The 20,521-nt window shown below is 61.9% G+C and carries 17 protein-coding genes; 4 read left to right on the top strand and 13 right to left on the bottom strand.

What is annotated here, in order from left to right; all coding sequences use genetic code 11:
* Nucleotides 1-6: 6 nt before the first annotated feature.
* Nucleotides 7-738, bottom strand: coding sequence for an ABC transporter substrate-binding protein (locus AB5Y98_RS02740; protein WP_017781973.1), 732 nt, complete (start codon nt 736-738; stop codon nt 7-9).
* A gap of 494 nt (nt 739-1,232) precedes the next feature.
* Nucleotides 1,233-2,471 (bottom strand): uracil-xanthine permease family protein, encoded by a 1,239-nt coding sequence (locus AB5Y98_RS02735; RefSeq protein ID WP_192897091.1) that lies wholly within the window; start codon nt 2,469-2,471, stop codon nt 1,233-1,235.
* Between the two features lie 305 nt (nt 2,472-2,776).
* Here AB5Y98_RS02735 and AB5Y98_RS02730 point away from each other — a divergent pair, with 305 nt between their 5' ends.
* Nucleotides 2,777-4,003 (top strand): hypothetical protein, encoded by a 1,227-nt coding sequence (locus AB5Y98_RS02730; protein ID WP_368231277.1) that lies wholly within the window; start codon nt 2,777-2,779, stop codon nt 4,001-4,003.
* Nucleotides 4,000-4,341 carry an RT0821/Lpp0805 family surface protein gene (locus tag AB5Y98_RS02725; protein ID WP_368231276.1) on the top strand — a complete coding sequence of 114 codons (342 nt, stop codon included), beginning with the start codon at nt 4,000-4,002 and terminating at the stop codon, nt 4,339-4,341. Before AB5Y98_RS02730 ends, AB5Y98_RS02725 begins: the two co-directional genes overlap by 4 nt.
* A 94-nt stretch (nt 4,342-4,435) precedes the next feature.
* Here the strand turns inward: AB5Y98_RS02725 and AB5Y98_RS02720 are convergent, their stop codons facing one another.
* From AB5Y98_RS02720 to AB5Y98_RS02675, 10 genes are all read right to left on the bottom strand, one after another.
* The gene (locus tag AB5Y98_RS02720) at nt 4,436-6,151 is read right to left on the bottom strand and encodes an NAD-dependent malic enzyme (RefSeq protein WP_368231275.1); all 1,716 of its coding nucleotides are present in this window, start codon (nt 6,149-6,151) and stop codon (nt 4,436-4,438) included.
* A 259-nt stretch (nt 6,152-6,410) separates the two neighbouring features.
* The gene (locus AB5Y98_RS02715) at nt 6,411-7,382 is read right to left on the bottom strand and encodes a formate dehydrogenase subunit gamma (protein ID WP_368231274.1); all 972 of its coding nucleotides are present in this window, start codon (nt 7,380-7,382) and stop codon (nt 6,411-6,413) included.
* Complete coding sequence (fdh3B, locus tag AB5Y98_RS02710; RefSeq protein WP_005303185.1) at nt 7,379-8,038, bottom strand: formate dehydrogenase FDH3 subunit beta; 660 nt, start codon at nt 8,036-8,038, stop codon at nt 7,379-7,381. Before fdh3B ends, AB5Y98_RS02715 begins: the two co-directional genes overlap by 4 nt.
* Before the next feature lie 4 nt (nt 8,039-8,042).
* Entirely contained in the window at nt 8,043-10,943 is a 2,901-nt protein-coding gene (locus tag AB5Y98_RS02705; RefSeq protein WP_368231273.1) for a formate dehydrogenase subunit alpha, read from the bottom strand.
* A 23-nt stretch (nt 10,944-10,966) separates the two neighbouring features.
* A complete protein-coding gene (locus AB5Y98_RS02700; RefSeq protein ID WP_005303194.1) occupies nt 10,967-11,170 on the bottom strand; it encodes a transcriptional initiation protein Tat in 204 nt (67 codons plus the stop codon).
* A gap of 131 nt (nt 11,171-11,301) precedes the next feature.
* A complete protein-coding gene (locus AB5Y98_RS02695) occupies nt 11,302-11,919 on the bottom strand; it encodes a molecular chaperone (protein WP_368231272.1) in 618 nt (205 codons plus the stop codon).
* 10 nt (nt 11,920-11,929) lie between these two features.
* Complete coding sequence (locus tag AB5Y98_RS02690; RefSeq protein WP_368231271.1) at nt 11,930-13,654, bottom strand: 4Fe-4S binding protein; 1,725 nt, start codon at nt 13,652-13,654, stop codon at nt 11,930-11,932.
* Nucleotides 13,655-13,758: 104 nt separating this feature from the next.
* Nucleotides 13,759-14,361 carry a DUF3306 domain-containing protein gene (locus tag AB5Y98_RS02685; RefSeq protein ID WP_368231270.1) on the bottom strand — a complete coding sequence of 201 codons (603 nt, stop codon included), beginning with the start codon at nt 14,359-14,361 and terminating at the stop codon, nt 13,759-13,761.
* Nucleotides 14,354-14,908: a DUF3305 domain-containing protein gene (locus AB5Y98_RS02680; RefSeq protein WP_368231269.1), complete on the bottom strand. Its 555-nt coding sequence runs from the start codon at nt 14,906-14,908 to the stop codon at nt 14,354-14,356. The genes AB5Y98_RS02685 and AB5Y98_RS02680 overlap by 8 nt, the downstream gene beginning before the upstream one ends.
* A 401-nt stretch (nt 14,909-15,309) precedes the next feature.
* Nucleotides 15,310-16,218 (bottom strand): hypothetical protein, encoded by a 909-nt coding sequence (locus tag AB5Y98_RS02675; RefSeq protein ID WP_081050928.1) that lies wholly within the window; start codon nt 16,216-16,218, stop codon nt 15,310-15,312.
* 233 nt (nt 16,219-16,451) lie between these two features.
* On the opposite strand from AB5Y98_RS02675, the gene AB5Y98_RS02670 reads away from it, so the two are divergent.
* Nucleotides 16,452-17,309: a formate dehydrogenase accessory sulfurtransferase FdhD gene (locus tag AB5Y98_RS02670; protein ID WP_279451360.1), complete on the top strand. Its 858-nt coding sequence runs from the start codon at nt 16,452-16,454 to the stop codon at nt 17,307-17,309.
* Between the two features lie 89 nt (nt 17,310-17,398).
* On the top strand, nt 17,399-18,265 hold the full coding sequence (locus AB5Y98_RS02665) for a helix-turn-helix transcriptional regulator (protein ID WP_029299489.1): 867 nt from the start codon (nt 17,399-17,401) through the stop codon (nt 18,263-18,265).
* 140 nt (nt 18,266-18,405) lie between these two features.
* Here AB5Y98_RS02665 and AB5Y98_RS02660 read toward each other — a convergent pair whose 3' ends face one another.
* Nucleotides 18,406-20,499 (bottom strand): cache domain-containing protein, encoded by a 2,094-nt coding sequence (locus AB5Y98_RS02660; protein WP_368231268.1) that lies wholly within the window; start codon nt 20,497-20,499, stop codon nt 18,406-18,408.
* Nucleotides 20,500-20,521: the final 22 nt, after the last annotated feature.

Below are 20,521 nucleotides of genomic sequence, written 5' to 3'. Positions count from 1 at the left end.
TACAACTTAATGGTACTTGGCATTGATCTTGTCGATGGTGCCATCCGCCTTCATGGCGGCCAGGATCTCGTTGAGCTTGTTGATGAGCTCATCCGGGGCTTCCTTGTTGAAAGCCAGGCTCATCTGGGTTTCCTTGAACACAAACACCGGCTTGGGACTGGACGTCTTCTCCTGGGCGGCCAGATAGGGGGCCAGGTACTCCCCGGTCGCCCAGAGATCGATGCGACCAGCCTCCAGTTTCTTCACGTTGGCGGTATCGTTGGCCGCCAGCTGCAGCTTGCCAAACCCTTGCGCCTTGAGATATTCGGCAGCAGCATCACCGTTGTAGCCCCCAACCGAATACTGCTTCGCATCTTCCAAGGAGTTGACCGTGATGGTGGAAGATGGATTGGCAAAGAAAACCCAGTTGTTGTTGACCAGCGGCCCGACCCACTTGAAGAGGTTTTCCCGCTCCGGCGTGCGCGTGGTGGAGTACAGGGCGGTATTGGGCGTGCTGAGGGTATCTTCGTAGGCACGCTTCCAGGGCATCATGCTCAGCTTGTATTCGACCCCGGCCCGCTTGAACAGCTCCTCCACTACCTCCGTGGAGAGGCCGACTATCTTGCCCCCCTCCCCCTGCATGTTGAACGGCGGATAATCCTCGGTCATCACGTTCAAGGGTGCCGCCTGTACGGCTCCCAGCGCCAGCACCGAAGAGGCCGAGAACAGGGCGCTTTTCCACAACAGTTGATATTTCATTGCAACCTCACTTTGCTCACAGCTCGTCCCTCAATGTCCGCACCAGTCGATGTGCGGACCCTTACGACCCTTACCGGATCGTGCCGGCTTGCACGGTTTGCCGCGCCTTCGTCATGTCGGCGGCAAGCAGATGGGGTGGTTTAACAGGGTGCAACGGCCAGAACAGCATCATAAGAAGAGAGGAAGAGGCATCCCATGATGGGGGGCATAAACGCCTCTTTTTTCATACTGATCCGCACAGCACAGTGTCAAACCTGACCTTTAGCAAAGGTCAGGAACAGGGATCCGTCAAATGGCGCCCTGGCCATACAGGCTTCAATCAACCCCTATTTTGAGGCTGGCGGATACTCTCGGACGACAACGCCTGCCGGCGAGCAAGCTATTGACTTTATACACACTAAGCCTCCGCCGGCCCAGCAATGTGTCAGATGGCGGAAAAGAGAGAGGCCACCCTGAGGTGGCCTCTGCAAGACAGGGATACGCCGTCCGTTGACTCAATCCTTGGCACTCTCCATGGCACCCTCTTCGGAGTGCTGGGGCAGGATGAGGTTGAGCAGGATGGCGGCCACCGAGGCCAGACCCACGCCCGCCAGGGCGAAGTCACCGATCTTCATCTCCAGCGCGCCGACACCCACGGTCAGGGTCACGGCCACGATGGCGATGTTGCGCGACAGTCCCAGATCCACCTTGGACTCCACCAGGGTCTTGAGACCGATGGCGGCGATGGATCCGAATAGCAGCAGCATGATGCCGCCCATCACCGGCATCGGGATGGAGGTGAGCAGGGCGTTGAACTTGCCGAAGAAGGCCAGAATGATGGCGAACACCGCGGCCCAGGTCATGGTGACCGGGTTGAAGTTGCGGGTGATCATCACGGCGCCGGTCACTTCGGCATAGGTGGTGACGGGAGGGCCACCGATGAAGCCGGCGAAGCAGACGCCGATGCCGTCACCGGCCAGGGTACGGTGCAGCCCCGGATTCTTGGTGTAATCCTTGCCAGTCACGCCACCGATGGCCAGCACGCCACCGATGTGTTCGATACAGGGGGCAATGGCTACCGGCAGCATGAACAGCGCCGCAGCCCAGTTGATCTCCGGGGTCACGAAGTGGGGCAGCGCCAGCCAGGGGGCGTTGACCATGCCGTCGAAACTCACCTGACCCATCAGCACGGCAGTGACATAGCCCGCAATCACACCACACAGGATGGGGATGAGCTTGATCCAGCCCTTGCAGAACACCGCCGCAATCAGGGTGACCGCCAGCGAGATGCCAGCCAGGGTCAGCGCCGTCGAGGCAGGCATCACCTGCTCACCGCCGGCACGGCCCATGGCCATGTTGCAGGCCACCTGGGCCACCGACAGGCCGATCACCATGATCACCGGGCCGATCACCACAGGCGGCAGCAGCTTGTGCACAAAGCCCATGCCGCGGGCGCGAATGAGCGCGGCCAGGATGAAGTACATGAAACCGGCGGCAAACAGACCGAACATGGTGGAGGGCAGGCCCCAGGTCTGGGTGGCGTAAATGATGGGGGCGATGAAGGCAAAGCTGGAACCGAGGAAAATCGGGACCTGGCGACGGGTGCAAAGCTGGAACAGCAGGGTGCCTACACCGGCGCCAAGCAGGGCCATGGAGGGGTTCAGTCCGGTGAGCAGGGGCACCAGCACCATGGCACCGAAGGCGACAAACAGGATTTGCAGCCCGGCGACGCTTTGCTTGACTAAGGAAAACATGGATGTCCTTAATTTTTTGATAACTGACAGGGATAATTGACACTTTTCAGTTATCACAAGACTTTTTCAAGGCACTGAATGAGCCATTCGGCTTCATTTGTTGCCTCTTACTGCTTGGGGAGGGCATGAAACTGGCTTTTTAGGCGGGATTCGTTGCTACAAGCATCGAGGAAGCGATTTTACGCACTTTTATGGCCGGCGCCAATCGTTTTTCCATGCTGTTTTGTTTGTCAATGGCTCCCCTGCCCCTCCATCAGCCCACCCTATACTTGATGACGTGAACCCAGCCGGACAAGGAGTCCCCCATGTCACTGCCCGCTTTCAAGCCCAGCCAGCGCCGACTGCTGGTGGGTTCGGCCATCGCCCTGGCCCTGTTTGCCACCCCGCTGAGCTATGACTTCAGCCACCATCAGTGGCAGGTGAATCAGGCCTATGCCAAGTCCTGTTTCGTGACCGGCACCCGCATCCTGATGGCCGACGGGAAGGAGCGTCCCATCGAGACCCTGCAGGCCGGTGAACGGGTGCGGGATCAATATGGCTGCAGCAACCTCATCCTCGCGGTCGAGCGGGTGCTGCTGGGAGCGCGCCGGCTCTACGGGCTCAACCGGCTGGCTCCCTTCTTCACCGCCGAGCACCCCTTCCTGACCACCCGGGGCTGGGCGGCCATCGCACCGGCCATGACCCGCACCGAAAACCCGACCCTCGCCGTGCTGCCGCTCTTTACCGGCATGCACCTGCTGGGCTGGTCGGAGCACGGCTGCGCTGGCAACCTGGCGCTGGCTCCGCAGCCTGCCCTGCTGCTGCTGGAGTCCCTCTGCTGGATTGATGCCCCACCCACCACGGCACTGTTCAACCTGATCCTGGATGGCAACCACAGCTATATCGCCAATGGGCTGATCGTTCACAACAAGGATGGCGACGGCAATAGCGGTGGGGGTGACAGTGGTGGTGGAAGCAGCAGTGGTGGTGGAAGCAGCAGTGGTGGCGGCGGTAGTAGCAGTGGAGGTGGAAGCAGCAGCGGTGGAGGTGGCAGTGACAGCGACGGCGGCAGCAACAGTGGCGGTGGTGGCAGTGACAGCGACAGTGACAGTGACAGCGATGGTGGCAGCCATGGCAGTGACGACAACGGCGGTGGGGAGCACGCCGGCGGCGAACAACATGCCGGAGGGGATCGCCATGCCGGTGGTGAACAGCATGGCGGCGGGGAGCGCCACGCCGGCGGCGATCGTCACGGTGGTGGACGAGGCCTGGGCAATGGCCTCGATGACAACGGAGTGGATGCCGTCGATGCCAATGGCAACGAGATCCGGGGTGATGGCACGGTCGATGACAAGGGGGTTGATGCCGTCGATGCCAACGGCAACGATATCCGGGGTGATGGCACGGTCGACGACAACGGCATGGACGCCGTCGATGCCAATGGCAACGAGATCCGGGGCGACGGCACGGTCGACGATCGCGACCAGACCCTGACCGATGCACAGGAGCAGGCCCTGATCCAGCAAGGGTTCAACAGCAAGGAGCAACCATGAGCCGTTATCTGCTGATCTGCCTGGCGCTTTGGCTGTCCGCCTGTGCCAGCCAAAGCGCCGCCCCGCTCTACCACCAGATGGACAAGCAGGACGTGGCGCTCGCCAACCAGGCCCTGGCCGAGGCGCTGCAAACCCGTCCCAAGGGTCAGAGTTTCACCTGGTTCAACCCCGCCAGCCGCCACTCGGGCAGCGTCACGCCGCTGCGCACCTTTCGCCATCCCAACGGTCTCTGGTGTCGCGACTATCGCGAGCAGCTCTACATAGGTCAGGCCAGCCAGCAGTGGCAGGACACCGCCTGCCGCAGCAAGGCGGGGCACTGGCTGCCGCTACGCGGCTGACAAGATAGCTGACCGCTCAGGTGACAAAACAAAGAGGGGTGGCCATGGCCACCCCTCTTCTATTGCAACTATTGCAAGTGCAAGCTTACGCCCGTCATACCCGGCGGTAGGGCAGATAGACCGGCTCCCACATGTGGTTGAGGATGTGCTGCTGCAGATCCTGGCCGATCAGCGGGTGGGAGGGATCCCGCCGCACTATGTCCTTGAGCACCGCCGTCGCTACATGCACTGAGATGCTGCGCAGCTCGCGAATGCGCGGATAGACGGCCCCCTTCGCCAGGTCCACCTCGCTCACGCACTCCGCCAGCGCAAAGGCCGCGGTGGTGAAGATGTCGGGGCTTATCTCGCGGATCTGACTGACGATGGCTGCCAGCCCCACCCCCGGGAAGATGAAGACGTTGTTGCCCTGGCCGACCCGGAACTCCTGCCCCTCGTAGTGCACATCCTTGAACGGGCTGCCGGTGGCAACGATGGCCTTGCCCTGGCTCCAGCGATAGATGTCCTCCGGCAGCGCCTCGCAGTTGGCGGTCGGGTTGGAGAGCGGGAACACCATGGGGCGCGCGCAGTGGTTGAGCATCTGCTGGATATGCTGCTCCTTGAAGGCGCCACCCGCACCGCTGGTGCCCAGCAGTACCGTGATGGGCACGTGGCGCAGCACGTCGGTCAGGTTGGCCTTGCCGGGCACTTCGGTGTCCCAGCCCGACAGCAACAGGCCCGGCTTGGCATAGCGGCGCTTGTATTCGTCGAGCCCCTCGCGGTTGTCGCACACCAGCCCCTGGGTATCCAGGATGTAGATGCGATCGCGGGCCGCCTGGGGGTCCAGCCCTTCGCGGATCATGCCCGCACAGATCTGATCCGCCACCCCGACCCCGCCGGCACCGGCACCATAGACCAGGTAGTTCTGCTGGCCCAGGGTCTCGCCCTTGACCTTGACCGCCCCTATGATGCCCGCCAGCACCACGGCCCCAGTCCCCTGGATGTCGTCGTTGAACGACGGCAGCGACTGCTGATAGCGGGAGAGGTTGTTGAAGGCGTTGGACTTGCTGAAGTCCTCCCACTGCAGCACGGCGTTCGGGAAGTGGCGCTTGACCCCGGCCACGAACTTGTCGATGAAGTCGTCGTACTCCTTGCCGCGAATGCGCTTGTGGGGCTGACCCAGATACATGGGGTCATCCAGCAGCGCCTGGTTGTCGGTGCCCACGTCCAGCGCGATGGGCAGGCAGCAGGCGGGATGGATGCCGGCACCCAGGGTATAGAGGGAGAGCTTGCCGATGGGGATGCCCATGCCGCCCACCCCCTGGTCACCGATCCCCAGGATCCCCTGGCTGTCGGTCACGACTATGATGCGCACCGACTTGGCATCGAGATGACGGGCCAGGGAGCCCATGTCCTCGACGTTCTTCGGGGTGATGTAGAGGCCGCGCGGCTTCTGGAAGCGGTGGCTGAACTCCTGGCACGCCTTGCCCACGGTCGGGGTATAGATGTAGGGGGTCATCTCCTCCACGTGGCGCGCCAGCAGGGCGTAGAACAGAGTCTCGTTGCGATCCTGCAATGCCCGCAGGTTCTGATACTTCTCGATGTCGCTGCAGGCGCTCAAAAAGCCCTGATAAACCCGCTCAAGCTGGGCTTCAAACGTTTGAACCTGGGGAGGCAACAGGCCGTCGAGCTCGAAGTCGGCGCGTTCCTGTTCGGTGAAGGCGGTACCCTTGTTGAGGTTGCGATCGTTGAGCAGATCGGTGCCAGTCAGTGCAACGGGGCGAAAATCTTGTCCCTGTGCATCTTTCCACAGCAGATATTGTCCGGTAGCCATAGTCATTCTCTTTGATTTACGTGAAATTGCCGTTCGGCAGGAGAGCAAGACTCATAATGAAATCAATCATATGACGTTTGGTCGTTTCATTTTGTGAGCTTGGGCATACCCTGCGGCCAAAAACCGTGGCAGGACGGACTTCGGCCTCATTCAGACCATTCCCGTCGGCCATGCTGCCACTGCAGCGGCGCTGAGCAGCAGGCATAACAAAGGGGCGCCGCAGCGCCCCTTCTCTTTCATTTTGATATCTTGGTCAATCTCAGCCGGACTTGCCCGTTTTAGGCTCGTCGAGCTGGTGCTTCACCTCTTCATACCAGAGGTCGTGGTGCTCCTTGGCCCAGGTCTCGTCCACCTCGCCAGTCACCATCCCCTCCAGCGCCCCTTCCAGTTGGAACAGGCCCATGTAGATATGGAAGATAAAACCGCAGATAAGGATCAAGGCGCCGACTATGTGGATAAAGCTGGCCCACTCCATCTGGCGGCGCAGCTGGCCGAAGATGGGGAAGTCGAGGAACAGCCCGGTCGCCACCACAATGCCGCCAAACCAGATGAGCAGCCAGAAGATCGCCTTCTCGCCGCCGTTGGAGAAGCCCGCCGAGGGGTGACTCCCCTTGTGGGGTCCCAGCATGCCGCCCGCCTTCATGAACCACTGCACATCCACCATGTTGACGATGTTGTGGCGGAACCACTTGATGAGCACCCCCATCAGGCAGAGGAAGAAGAGCGGCCCCACGTAGTTGTGGAACACCTTGGCGAACCAGATCCAGTTCTCCCACACCCCGAGGCTCACCACCGGCTTGATGAAGTACTTGCCGTAGATGATGGCCAGCCCCGACCCGGAGAGGGTCAGGAACATGGCCGCCGTGGTCCAGTGCAGCGCCCGATCCAGCCGACTCCAGCGCTTGAGCTTGCGCCCGGTGCGCGGTTTGGAGAGCTTGGTCGGCCCCACCACCAGATACATCAGACCGCACATGGCGAGCGACCCGAAGATAGCGATGGCACCGAGCGGCGACACCCACTTGGTCTTCACCTCGAACCAGAGCTGGCCCGGCACCGAGATAAGCACCCCGTGCTCCGGCGAGCGGGAGGTAGTCACCCCCTCCTGCCCATCCTTCACCGCCCGCCAATAATCGGCGCCGGCAAAGCCGATCGTCTCCTTCTGGGCATCGGCAAAGCCAGGTGCACTGAACAGCAGCAAGGCTGTCAGCAGCCCTGTCAGCCAGTGTCTCATTGGCCACCCTCCTGCTTGCCAGGCTTGAGCCCCTTGCCTCTGCCATCGCGGGGTTGGCTGGCGTCGTGGAACAGATCCTGCTCATCCCCGCCCCAGCCCGCGTGAGGGGCGCCGCGATAGGCCACCCGCTCGCGGAAGATGTCGGAGATGACCTGCGCATCCCCCGCCAGCAGCGCCTTGGTGGAGCAGAGCTCGGCACACATGGGCAGCTTGCCCTCGGCAATGCGGTTGGCGCCGTACTTCTGGCGCTCCGCTTCGCTGTGATCCTCTTCCGGGCCACCGGCGCAGAAGGTGCACTTGTCCATCTTGCCCCGATCGCCAAAGGCAGCGGTCTTCGGGAACTGGGGCGCCCCGAACGGGCAGGCAAACAGGCAGTAGCCGCAACCGATACAGAGATCCTTGTTGTGCAGCACGATGCCGTCGTCGGTGTGATAGAAGCAGTCGGCCGGGCAGACCGCCATGCAGGGGGCGTCGGTGCAGTGCATGCAGGCGACCGAGATGGAGGTCTCCCCCGGCAGGCCGTCGTTGAGGGTTACCACCCGGCGACGCTGGATGCCCCACTCGAGGGCATCGTCGTTCTCGTTCTTGCACGCCGTCACACAGCCGTTGCACTCGATGCAGCGCTTGGTGTCACACATGAATTTCATTCTGGCCATGGGATCAGGCTCCTACTTTGCGAAAACGGCACAGGGTGACCTTGGTCTCCTGCATCTGGGTGACCGGGTCATAACCATAGGTGGTGACTATGTTGACCGACTCCCCCAGCACATAGGGGTCAGACCCTTCCGGATATTTGGCTCGCAGATCCTGGCCCTCGAAGTGGCCGCCGAAGTGGAACGGCATAAAGGCGAGCCCAGGTTTGACCCGCGGGGTCACCAGCGCCTTCACCTTGACCCGGCCCCCTTCCGGCCCCTCGACCCACACATCCTGACCGTCGCGCACACCAACGTCGTTGGCATCCGCCGGGTTCATCTCGACGAACATCTCCTGCTGCAGCTCGGCGAGCCAGGGGTTGGAGCGGGTCTCGTCGCCGCCCCCCTCGTACTCCACCAGACGGCCGGAGGTGAGGATGATCGGGAACTCCTTGCTGACATCCTTCTCCTGCACCGAGGCGTACTGGGTCGGCAGGCGCCACAGGCTCTTCGAATCAGGCCAGGTGGCGTAGTCGGCCAGCAGATCCCGGCGCGGGGTGTAGAGCGGCTCGCGGTGCTTGGGCACCTGATCCGGGAAGGTCCACACTACGCAGCGCGCCTTGGCGTTACCGTAGGGGACGAAGCCGTGCTTGATGGCGACCCGCTGGATGCCGCCGGAGAGATCGGTCTTCCAGTTCTTGCCCTCGGCCTCTTTCTTCTCGGCCTCGGTCAGCTCATCCCACCAGCCAAGCTGTTTCATCAGGTCGGCAGTGATCTCGGGATAGCCGTCTTCCACCTCGCTCCCTTTCGGCCAGGAGTCTTCGGCGAGCAGCGAGACGCCCTGATACTCGATGCCGAAGCGGGCGCGGAAACCGCCGCCCCCTTCCGATACCGGAATGCTGGTGTCGTAGAGGATGTGGCTGCCGGGATGTTTCATCTCAGGGGTGCCCCAGCAGGGCCAGGGTAGACCATACACTTCGCCGCTGACCGGGCCGCCTTCGGCCTTGAGGTTGGTCTTGTGGAAGGTGTGCCAGTTCTGCTGGTGCGCCTTGAGCCGCTCCGGGCTCTGGCCGGTGTAGCCCACGCTCCACATGCCGCGGTTGTATTCGCGGGTGATGTCTTCCAAGAGCGGCTCGTTGTTCTCCACCTTGATGTGCTTGAACAGCTCATCGGCAAAGCCGAGCTTCTTGCTCAAGAGATACATGATCTCGTGGTCCACCTTGGATTCGAACAGCGGCTCGACCACCTTGTCGCGCCACTGCATGGAGCGGTTGGTGGCGGTGACGGAACCATAGGTCTCGAACTGGGTGGTGGCCGGCAGCAGATAGACGCCGTCGGTGCGATCGTTCATCACAGAGGCGACGGTGGGATACGGGTCGACAATCACCATCATGTCGAGCTTTTGCATCGCCTTCTTCATCTCCGGGCCGCGGGTCTGGGAGTTGACCGCATGGCCCCAGTAGAACATGGCGCGGATGTTGGCACCCTGCTCGATGAGATCGGCGTTCTCCAGCACACCATCCACCCAGCGGGAGACCGGAATGCCGTTGTTGTTCATCGGCAGCTTGCCGTTGTAGGCCTTGTTGTCAAAACGGGCCTTGATCCACTCGTAATCCACATCCCACACCCGGGCCCAGTGCTTCCAGGAGCCCTCTTCCAGCCCGTAGTAACCGGGCAGAGAGTCTGAGGTGACGCCAAAGTCGGTGGCACCCTGCACATTGTCGTGACCACGGAAGATGTTGGTGCCCGCCCCGCTCTTGCCCACGTTGCCCAGAGCCAGTTCGAGGATGCAGTAAGCGCGGGTGTTGTTGTTGCCGGTGGTGTGCTGGGTCCCCCCCATGCACCAGACCACGCAGCCGGGGCGATTGTCTGAAAGCAGCTTGGCGGCGCCATAGACCTCTTTTTCACTGAGGCCTGTCACCCGCTCCACTTCCGCCGGGGTCCAGCGCGCCACCTCTTTTTGCACCTCGTCCATGCCAAAGACGCGAGTGCGGATGAACTCCTTGTCTTCCCAGCCATTCTTGAAGATGTGCCAGAGCATGCCCCAGATAAAGGCGACGTCGGTGCCCGGACGCAGGGAGAGATACATGTCCGCCTTGGCAGCGGTGCGGGTGCGACGCGGGTCGACCACCAGGATCTTGCAGCCGTTGCGCTCTTTCGCCAGCAGGATGTGCTGCATGGCGACCGGGTGGGCCTCCGCCGGGTTGGAGCCGATGAACATGATCGACTTGCTGTTGTGCATGTCGTTCAGGCTGTTGGTCATGGCGCCGTAACCCCAGGTGTTGGCGACCCCGGCCACCGTGGTGGAGTGGCAGATCCGCGCCTGGTGATCCACGTTGTTGGTGCCCCACAGGGACGCCATCTTGCGAAACAGGTAGGCCTGCTCGTTGGAGTGCTTGGCGGAGCCGAGCCAGTAGACGCTGTCGGGGCCGGACTCCTTGCGAAGACGCAGCACCTCATTGCCCACCTCTTCGATGGCCTGATCCCAGCTGATGCGCTGCCACTTGCCGCCCACCAGCTTCATCGGGTACTTGAGGCGACGCTCGCCGTGGCCGTGCTCGCGCAGGGCTGCACCCTTGGCACAGTGACCGCCAAGGTTGAAGGGGTGATCGAAGGCCGGCTCCTGACCGGTCCAGACGCCGTTCTGCACCTCGGCATAGACGCCGCAGCCCACCGAGCAGTGGGAGCAGATGGTGCGCTTCACCTCGACCGGCACCCCGGCCGCCACGGTCTTGGCCTCGGCCCGCTGCATCATGGCTGGCGCCAGCCAGCCGGCGGCCACGGCGCCGCCGGCCACCAGACCGGAATTGACCATAAAGGCGCGACGTGTCAGCCCCTGACCGCGAGCGGCCCCATTATTTTGCAAGCCGCCTTGCAAGCTGCCCTGCTCGCCCGCCTGGGGCTGCTCGGCACGTTTCGTCAGTTTCATGAGTTCTCCTTCACTGATCCGGCTCAGTCGGTGCCGCGCAGGGTGCGATAAAAGTCGTGAACATGGGGGGTCTCCCGATAGCCCTTGTCAGGCTCGGTGTCGTGGGTCAGCACCTCTTTGCCCACCACCCGGCCGGTGGCACCGGCCAGCACGCCTATGGTGGCGACCACGCCAACTCCCTTGATCAGATTGCGGCGGGACGGGTCTTTCAGCTGTTCATCGCTCATTCTTGTGACCTCTGTTTTTGTAATGTCCGGCGCCTGCGCGCCAGCTTCGCGTCCAATGGGATATCTCGTCTTTTCGTTTTGTTATGCGCAGAACTTGTTATGCACAGCGTGTTATGCACAGATAGGGGCGTTCAGCCCGGCACCACGCAGGCGCCAAACGGCAGGCGCAATTCGTTTTCCAGCTTGAAGAAATCTTCGGCAAGGGCCCCGACTGCCCGGTAAAAGCTGCCCCCTTTCGCCTGTTGCTGATCGCTGCAGCAGGCGAGTACCCAGGGGGCAAGGTGGCGCTCATAGAAGCGGTTGCGATCCGGGTGCTGCTCGGCAATCAACACCGCCATCACCTCACAGAGGGCGGCCAGGTGATCTTCCGGCTCGCACACTCCGCTCTGGCGCTCAAAACCGAGGGACTGCAGATCAGCGCGCAGTACCGCCAGCGGCAGCTCCATCAATGAGCCGGTGAGATACCAGGAGGCAAACGGCACTATCTCCCCGCGCCCCAGCCCGATAAAGAGATCCTGATACTCCTCGGCAAGCTCGTGCTCGTGATGGCTGCTGGCCGCCAGCTGCACCAGTCCCAACCCTCTGGCAAAGGGGCCGGGCATGGCTTGCAAGCCTTGTAGCCAGGCGAGCTGTTCGCCACGAGGGGCGGCGCGCCAGAGGCTCGCCAGCAGGGCGTAGAGATCGGCGCTGCTCTGTTCCAGTTCGGTCATGGTCAGTTCGCCAGCCTTTTCATTATGTGGTTCGCTCATCACTGACCCCTCACACCTTGAGCTGGGAGACGGGATCCGCCGCCAGCGCCGCAAACACATCCTTGACCCGGCAGTCCTCGCACATCAGCAGCCGCTGGGCGGCCTCGTTCTGGAAGTGGGAGTGACCGGCCAGTTTTTGCTGGATGCGGCGGATAAGGGAGGCCGGCGCGAACGGCTTGGAGCAACGAATGCAGCACGCCGCCTCTTCGGCTTTGAGGCTCTGCACGGCGCGGCGTGCCTCGGGCACCGGTTGCAGGCGGGGCGTGAGCACTATGGCCTGCTCGGGGCACGCCTTTTCGCACATGCCGCACTGGATGCAGTCCTGCTCGATAAAGTTGAGACCGGGCGTGTGCCCCACCGCATGCAGGGCACGGCTCGGGCAAACCGCCACGCAGCCCATGCAGAGGGTGCAGTCAGCTTCTTTCAATTCAACGCTGCCGTAAGGGGCGCCGTGGGGCACCGCCAGCGGCTCGCGGCCGCCATTGTTGGCTTGCCAGAGGGCATCGAAGGCGGCGAACAGGTTCTCCCGCTTCTCCCCCTTGAGCGGTTTGTCCAGCAGGGCAACGGTTGGCTGGCCGGAAACAGGCTCACCAGCATCAGTGTCAAACAGAGCGATGCGATCGGCAGCAAGCCCAGCGCCCGCCAAGAGCACGGCGGCGCTCGCCAGCTCCCGCTCAACCAATGCCCGCACACTGGCAGGGGCATCGTCGCCCAGCGCGATGCGCACCGCGCTGGCGCCATAGGCGAGGGCGGCCAGCCAGCTCTCGATGCCTAAGCTGGCGCTCTCCTCCACCCAGACCGGCAGCCAGTTGGCGGGCAGGCGGGTGAGTTCGGCTTCCACCCATTCGCGCTCGTTATCAGCGGCGATCAGCAGCTGGGGCGCGTCGCCCCCCGCCTCCCGGTAGTGCTTGAGCAATCGGAAGAGGTAATCGCCGCTGGTGTTGGCATCGGGCTGGTGATAGGCAATCGCCCCGGTCGGACAGGCCGAGGCGCAGCTGCCGAAGCCCTGACAGAGATGGGGATCGATCTGGATGCGACCATTGATGGGCTTGAGGGCATCGGTCGGGCAGACATCGAGGCAGCGGCTGCAACCGGGCACGCCGCGGGCGGTAAAGGCGCAGGCCTCGGTGTCGAGGCGAAAATAGCGTGGCTTGTCGAAGATACCGGTGAGGGCACAGAGCTCAGCAAGCCGTTCGGCCAAGCCCGCGTCATCGGCAAGATGCAGATAACCCACCGGCGGGCGCTCCAGCGCAAACAGCGGGACGCGGCCCAGATCAGCCACCAGATCGAAACGCGGTTCGCTACCGACCGTCGCTTGTTGTGGAAAACAGAGCGCAGCCAGAGAAATACGCTCCCCCTGCCCATTGAGGCCGGTGAGCTGGAACTGGCCGAGATACCCGGTCAGGCCCGGCTCGCGCAGGGTCAGGGCATCCAGGGCGGCGGTAACCTCGAAGATGGCCTCGAGATCCGCCGCCTCGGCATCATGGACCGCTTCGGTCACCAGCAGAATGGGCGTCACCCCGTCTGGCAGCAGGCTGGCGGCGCGGCGAATGCTGTCTTCCGGGCCGACCAGCAGAAGGCGCCCCTGACTCTGGTAGGAGACGGTGGCCGGGATCAGGTTGTCGGTCTTGACCGTATGCTGCAGGGCATGGGCGCGGGCACGTTCATTGCGCGCGGCCACGCCATCGGCGGTCAGAGTTGCGACGGATGTCGTTATGGGTTGTTCGATGCTCACATGCACTCCTGTGCGCGCCACCTCGTGGGATGGCGTGCTTGTTGGTCAGCTGGGAGAGCAAGAGCCGAGCCAACTCCCCCAGGAAAAAAGTGACTGGCAGGGAGTCAGGATCCCAAATGCTCCATTCCCCCATCCTTGACTGGGACATTTTGTCCATCATGGTCAACCAAAATGTCCCGATCGTCGGTGGGGGTTTGAGAATGGTTATCAGCCAGCCCTTGCGGCTCGCTGGTTATGGCCGTGGCGGCCACCGTCGCCGGTTCGGGTACGGCAGCGGTTACGTGAGGGGCTTCACCATCCGGCGCCATCGCCTGCTCCACCAGCCAGTTGCGCAGCCCGGCGCTCAGGGCTGCGGGCAGCAATTCGGGCTGGCTGAAATCCTGGGTGTAGTCGTCGAGCCCATCTGGCTTGTGAGTGCGAAACATGGCCCGCAGCGCCTTCTTGTCGGGGAGAGCCGGTTTCTCTGAAGGGGCCGTTTTGGGCTCTGATCCGCGCGGCTTGTCCCCTTCGATGGGGAGCGGAACATCACTCCCCTTGTCAGTGCTGACTACGGGGCTATCCAGCGCAGTATCTGGCATTTCACCTTCGCCACTGCCTTCGATGGGGGTCGCAATCACCTCGGGGGTGGCCTCTTGCCGTGGCTGCAATGCCTGATGCTTGCGCGCCTCACTCTTGCGAGACGACCAGCGCTTTAGGAACTCACTCATGGGCGCTGTTTCCGCTGTGGCGACCATGCTTGCGGCCATCGGGGCCGGTGGCCTTGACGGCGCCGCAGCTGGCTTGATCCTGGCTGTCGACACCGAGCTGATCCTGCGCCCGTCCCTTGCCCTTCTTGCCCTTGCGACGGGCCTCCAGCAGCTCGCCGTGACGGCCGATAAAGGCCTCCACCCAGGCTTGCAGCGCTTCGGGCAGCGGGCAGGAGAGTACCTGCCGCTCACCATCCATATAGGCGGCGGCCACGGTCTGGCTCAGGGTGAGGCCATCGGCCACAAAGCCACTGTCCACGCGGCTTCCGGTCACAAACAGACGGGGCGAGCCGGAGCTCAGATTGAAGCGATAATCCCCCCGTTCGTCACGAAACAGGGTAAGGGGCAAGGCGCCGGCAGCTTCAGGCTCGGCGGGATGGAGCGCCGCAATCTCGAAACGGCGGCTCTGCCAGCGGCCCACCTGGCTGTCGATGGCATTTAACTCCAGCTGCAGCCAGCGCTGCGGGGAGAGGGGTTTGGTTGTCTCTTGCACTGTCACGGCTCCCATCAGAAGGTCTCTGCCGGGCCGCCCTCCCCCTTGCTTAGCCCCAGTCGGGGAAGGCCAAGACGGAAAATTCAGGGCAGCCACGGCCATCAATGGGATAAGACTTAGCAAGAGTGGGGCCAAGGCAGATTTGGTGGTTGATGGGGGCTTTGATGGGGGCTTTAATGCAGGTTGGCGCGTTGTGCGGGATATGGGTTGGCGCTGAGCGTAGGTTGGTGCAGAGCGCAGCGAAGTCCAACATGCGGCGTAACACCAATCCGCCAGCGCCTAATCAGTAGGGATGGCAATAATCAAATAAGGCCGAATTATCCGATTATTGCCTTTGGAAATTGCTCGCGGTAAACGTTGGGCTTCACTTCGTTCAGCGCCAACCTATGATTCAGCCCAATATTCAAGATCTCATATTAAATCACATATCTTTTCACTGTTCTTGCAATAGCCAACACTGAATCCTCAAAACCATTACAGATGACCTCTGCACTGTCTTTCTTTATTCTGTTTAACCATTCATTTGTGTCTTGAGGGTAAGGATCTACAACTAATAAATCAGCATGAGACTCCTCTAATGGCTGCCAAATATGAGAATCATGCTCGATATATTTTATACCGACTAAAACTATTAGGTCTGATGTCGAGATAACACCCTTATAATCTTCTTTAACTTTATTAATTAATGCCGAGTTAATTACTACCCGTTTCCCTTTTTCGTATAGAGAGAGCACAGGACTCAGATCACTATTTCTAGGATCACCACACCAGCTCACAACTTCCTCATGTGTAGATACAGCATCGGTTTGCAAACCTTCAAAGAAGGTTCCACAACCGATCATGGTATTACCACTAAAACTACAACCGTTTGGAATTCTAGGTAGAAAGTTTGATGAACCATGAGGCTTTAATACGTTAACCCCTTGACCTGAGCAGTTATAATCCGATGGATAACCAGTCAACCCCAAAGCCTGCTCAATTAATGTGTCATAATTTAATGTAACAATATTAATCTCACTCATATATCTACGAAGCTTATTGAAAAGTCTCGCATATGCATTCTCTGGTGTTATTTTAAATTTAGAAAGATAGCATGCAATTTCTTTTTGCAATGGATTTATCTTTCTGCTGTCGTTGGCTATGTATGCCATGCCTTCTTCAAAGCCACGCTCAATAAAAACATCTTTAATATCTTGTGGTAATGCGGCAAATGCTCTGTTTAAAGACACCAGATTGTCAAAAAGATAATTTCCTAATGGAGGATTATATGGAATGGTTCTACCAGAACCATAACTTGCACCAGCACCAAAAATCAATGTTATCAATCGATCCCCCTAAAATAAGACCACCATATCATTTAAAAGCACATCATTAATATGACACTACCATCATGCTAACAAACAAATAAACTAATGACATTCAAAATAATGTCCAGCTTTCGCCCACTGCATCAATACTGTTTGGCACCGACATTTTCTATGCTCATATCTACATGAATATGGAACAAAACTTGCTGTATCCCTCCCCTTAGATCCAGGCAACCGGTCGCGAGGGGCCCATGACACCGACCTTTATCAAAAGCAATGCCGCCGCCCAGCTCACCATGGCCGTCGAGGTGATGGATGAGCAGGGCACGCTGCAAACCCGCCAAATCGCCTGTGAGCGGCCACTGACGGTCTACCTCAACTGGAAGGAGATAGTAACCCTGATGACGCTGGGGGCCCGCCCCGAGGCGCTGGTACTGGGTTATCTCAAAAATCAGGGCTTTATCGAGGATATTTCGGCCATCGAGTCGGTGATCGTCGACTGGGAGAGCGAGGCCGCCGCCGTGGTGAGCAGCCAGCAGGCCGCCGATCTCGACAAATCCTTGGAGAAGAAGACCGTCACCTCCGGCTGCGGTCAGGGCACCATGTATGGCAGCGTGATGAAGAAGCTTGAAGGGGTGGTATTGGCGGCGCCCGAGCTTAAACAGAGCACCCTCTACGCCCTGCTGAAAGCGCTGTCGGCCCATAACGAAACCTACAAGATGGCCGGTGCCGTGCATGGCTGCGCCATCTGTCGCGGCAGCGAAATCCTCTCCTTTGTCGAGGACGTAGGGCGCCACAATGCGGTGGATACCCTGGCAGGCGAGCTCTGGATGCGCGGCGAAAGTGGCCACGACAAGATCTTCTACACCACCGGGCGGCTCACCTCTGAGATGGTGATCAAGGTGGCGCAGATGGGCATTCCGGTGCTGCTGTCGCGCTCCGGCGTCACCCAGATGGGGCTGGATCTGGCCCGCCAGCTCGGCATCACCATGATTGCCCGCGCCAAGGGGCGCCATTTCGAGGTCTTCAGCGGCCACGGCCAGCTGGTGCTGGACGAGAAGCCGCCGGTGCTGGCGCCCAGTTCGGCCGGTCGCGGGATGCGGGATTAAATCATGAACGAGTTGATGAGTACCCAGCAGATCGCGCTGTATCTCGATCAGACCAGCCAGAGGGCCAAACGCAAGCCATGAACGAGTTTATGAACGTGAAGCAGGTGGCCGAATACCTCGATCTCAACGAGAAGAAGGTCTACCAGCTCGCCAACGAGGCGCGCATCCCCGCCACCAAGGCGACCGGCAAGTGGCTGTTTCCCCGCTCCCTGCTCGATCGCTGGCTGCTCGGCAGCTGCCACGAGGGGGTGATGAACGACCGGCTGCTGCTGGCGGGCTCCGACGACGTACTGCTGCACTACGCCAGCAGCCGTTTGGCCCAGCAGCTCGGCACCCAGGCACTGGTGGGTTACACCCCGTGCGGCACCCGTCAGGGACTGGCGATGCTGGCGCGCGGCCATGTGGATCTGTGCGCCATCCACTGGGGCCAGGCCGAGGAGGCCCACCTGCGTCATCCCGCGCTGGTGCAGCAGTATCAGGGCCACCGACAATGGGTGATCGTTCATGGATTTCGGCGGGTGCAGGGGCTGGTGCTGCGCCGGGGCTTGCAACCGAAAGAGGCGAGACAGGCGCTCGACTGGCGCTGGGCCATGCGCCAGGAGGGGGCCGGCAGCCAGCGCGCCCTGCAGGAGTGGCTGCAAACCCAGGGGGAGTCGCTGACCCGGCTGGAGCGCACCCTCGAGGTCAACAGCGAGCGGGAGCTGGCCGCCGCCATCAGCCGTGGCGATGCCGATGTCGGGCCCGGTGCCCAGAGCACCGCCACCGAGTTTGGCCTCGACTTTATGCCGCTCTCCCAGGAGTGCTTCGATCTGGTGATGCCGCAAGGGGTCTTCTTTCGCACCCTGCTGCAGCAGCTGATCGGCTGGCTGCAATCCCCCGAGGGGCGCGAGCTGGCGGCCCGCCTAGGCGGCTATGACCTGACCCAGAGTGGCAAGCTGGTGTGGAGCCCGCAGTAAGTATCCCCTCACTCGCCCGTAAAAAAGCCCGCCACTATTGGCGGGCTTTTTTGTGCCTCACTCTGAATTGCGACAGTCACATCCCTCCCCCTTGAGGGCAATGCGCACCCTTCAAGTTCGGTAGGCTTTTTATGATGTCGTCATGACTGGGGCTCGACGCTTGCCTCACGCCCCTCGGCGTTGAGGGCGATGCGCCACCCTTCAAGCTGGGCTGGCTCGCCACCGCTGGCCAGCCGGGCGTGGCTGCGCAATCGGATGGTAAAGCAGCTGCCCTGCCCCGGGGTGGAATCTACTAACAGCTCCCCGCCCCAGCGGCTGATGATGCGGTGGCTCAGGGCCAGCCCCAGCCCGGTGCCGGTGGCGCGGGTGGTGAAGAAGGGGTCGAAGATCTTGTCGATGATGGCCGCCTCGATGCCGCTGCCGTTGTCGATGACCCGCACCTCGGCCCCTTGCAACTGGCCGGCCTCGTCGAACCAGTCACGGCTCTCGACCCGGATCTCCCCCTGCTCCCCCAGCGCATGGCTGGCGTTGACCAACAGGTTGATCAGCACCTGCAGCAGCTGCTGGCGATCCGCCTCGATGGGCTGCTGGGCCCTGAGATCAGCCACCAGGTTCACCTGCTGCTGGCGCAGGGCGGAGCGCACCAGGGTCAGGCTCTCCTCGATGATGGGGGTGAGGTGCTGCCACACCGGCGCCGTCTCGTAGTCGCCGGGGCGGGAATATTGCAGCAGGCTGCGGGTGATGGCGCGAATGCGCTCGATCTGGGCCAGCACCAGCGCCAGCTCTTCGCCCACCGGCTCTGCCGCCTCCCCCAGCTCCAGCTTCATCAGCTCCACGTTGCCGAGGATCACCGCGAGCGGGTTGTTGATCTCGTGGGCCACCCCGGCGCAGAGCTCGCCGAGGGCCGCCAGCTTCTCGCTGATCAGCAGCTGCTGGCGGGCCTGGGTCAGCATATGGATGTGGTGCTCGAGCTCGGCGGTCTTCTGCTCCAGGCTCTGGGTACGCTCGGCCACCTTCTGCTCCAGTTCGTCGGCGCTGCGGGCCAGCTGCTGGCGGTGCGCCGCCTGGCGATCCAGCATGGCATCGAACTGGCGGCCGAGCTGGGCCAGCTCGTGATCGGGGTCGAGGTAGAGCTCGCCGATGCGGGCCGGCCGACCCGCCTGCACCTGACGCACCACCTTGTGCATCCGCTCGATGGGGGTGAACAAGTCCCGCGCGCCGCGATAGACCAGCAGGCCCGAGAGCAGTAACAGCAGCACCACGCCGGAGCCCAGCTCCAGCAGATTGGTGAGGTAGGTGCGAACGATGGGCCACTCGAGAAAGCCGACGTAGAGCATGCCGATGCGCTCGCCATTGGCGCCCAGCAGCGGCTCGTAGCCCGACACATACCAGGCGTCGTGCACGAAGGCGCGGTCAATCCAGGGCTCGCCGCGGCCCAGCACCTGTTCGCGCACCGGCGCCGAGGCCCGGGTGCCCACCGCCCGCCCCAGCTGCTGGCTGCTGCTGGCGGGCACGTTGGTGCTCACCCGCAGATCGCCGAGAAACAGGGTGACGCTGCCGATGCTGCCGGCCGGCAGGGTGTTCTTGGCGAACACCTGGCCCTTGAGCTCGTCCACCAGCCGGGTGCTGCCGTTGATAAGCTCGCCCCCCTCCAGCACGCCCCAGAGGCTGCCGTCCCGCCCCATCACCGGGGTCAGCGAGAGGCTGATCAGACCGCGGGTCTCCTGCCCAGCGCCCGGCTCCAGCTCTTTGTCCAGCACGGCGCGGCTGGCCAGCGCCGGCGAGAGCGCCAGCAGTTGCTCCCGCGACCAGACCACGAAGTGGCTGACGCTGCGCCCGGCGGCGAGGGCCGCGCGATCCTGCTCTGGCAGCTGATCCAGCTCGCTGCCGCTGCGCAGGCGCAAAAAGTCGAGACCGTAGTTGGCGGCGAGCGGCATCACCCACTGGCGCAAGCGGGCGGGGGATTCACGCAGCTGCAGCTGGAAGGCCCAGGCATCGCGCAGGTGCTCAAGGTGCTCGGCCTGACGCTGCTGCTGCACGCTCACCGCGTGGTGGGCGACGCCAAGGTCGCTGCGCACCGTGGTGAGCAGGTTCTGCCAGCTGTAGGTGAGGGTCCAGTAGAGGGTGAGCCCTATCATGCCGGCCAGGGTCAGCATGATGGGCACCGAGGTGAGCAGCAGCAGGCGCCAGCGCACCTTGGTTCTGAGCAGCCCCGGGAGCTGCGCCAGCCTCACGGCTCACTCCGGCGGCAAGGGG

The organism is Aeromonas sp. s3 (genome assembly GCF_040907805.1).
GTDB lineage: Bacteria > Pseudomonadota > Gammaproteobacteria > Enterobacterales > Aeromonadaceae > Aeromonas > Aeromonas dhakensis.
This window is presented reverse-complemented; position numbering and strand designations above follow the sequence as displayed.

Bases quoted from the DNA above. Each gene is read 5' to 3' on its own strand.
- AB5Y98_RS02740 (WP_017781973.1), bottom strand. From the start codon at position 738: ATGAAATATCAACTGTTGTGGAAAAGCGCCCTGTTCTCGGCCTCTTCG.
- AB5Y98_RS02735 (WP_192897091.1), bottom strand. From the start codon at position 2,471: ATGTTTTCCTTAGTCAAGCAAAGCGTCGCCGGGCTGCAAATCCTGTTT.
- AB5Y98_RS02730 (WP_368231277.1), top strand. From the start codon at position 2,777: ATGTCACTGCCCGCTTTCAAGCCCAGCCAGCGCCGACTGCTGGTGGGT.
- AB5Y98_RS02725 (WP_368231276.1), top strand. From the start codon at position 4,000: ATGAGCCGTTATCTGCTGATCTGCCTGGCGCTTTGGCTGTCCGCCTGT.
- AB5Y98_RS02720 (WP_368231275.1), bottom strand. From the start codon at position 6,151: ATGGCTACCGGACAATATCTGCTGTGGAAAGATGCACAGGGACAAGAT.
- AB5Y98_RS02715 (WP_368231274.1), bottom strand. From the start codon at position 7,382: ATGAGACACTGGCTGACAGGGCTGCTGACAGCCTTGCTGCTGTTCAGT.
- fdh3B (WP_005303185.1), bottom strand. From the start codon at position 8,038: ATGGCCAGAATGAAATTCATGTGTGACACCAAGCGCTGCATCGAGTGC.
- AB5Y98_RS02705 (WP_368231273.1), bottom strand. From the start codon at position 10,943: ATGAAACTGACGAAACGTGCCGAGCAGCCCCAGGCGGGCGAGCAGGGC.
- AB5Y98_RS02700 (WP_005303194.1), bottom strand. From the start codon at position 11,170: ATGAGCGATGAACAGCTGAAAGACCCGTCCCGCCGCAATCTGATCAAG.
- AB5Y98_RS02695 (WP_368231272.1), bottom strand. From the start codon at position 11,919: ATGAGCGAACCACATAATGAAAAGGCTGGCGAACTGACCATGACCGAA.
- AB5Y98_RS02685 (WP_368231270.1), bottom strand. From the start codon at position 14,361: ATGAGTGAGTTCCTAAAGCGCTGGTCGTCTCGCAAGAGTGAGGCGCGC.
- AB5Y98_RS02680 (WP_368231269.1), bottom strand. From the start codon at position 14,908: ATGGGAGCCGTGACAGTGCAAGAGACAACCAAACCCCTCTCCCCGCAG.
- AB5Y98_RS02670 (WP_279451360.1), top strand. From the start codon at position 16,452: ATGACACCGACCTTTATCAAAAGCAATGCCGCCGCCCAGCTCACCATG.
- AB5Y98_RS02665 (WP_029299489.1), top strand. From the start codon at position 17,399: ATGAACGTGAAGCAGGTGGCCGAATACCTCGATCTCAACGAGAAGAAG.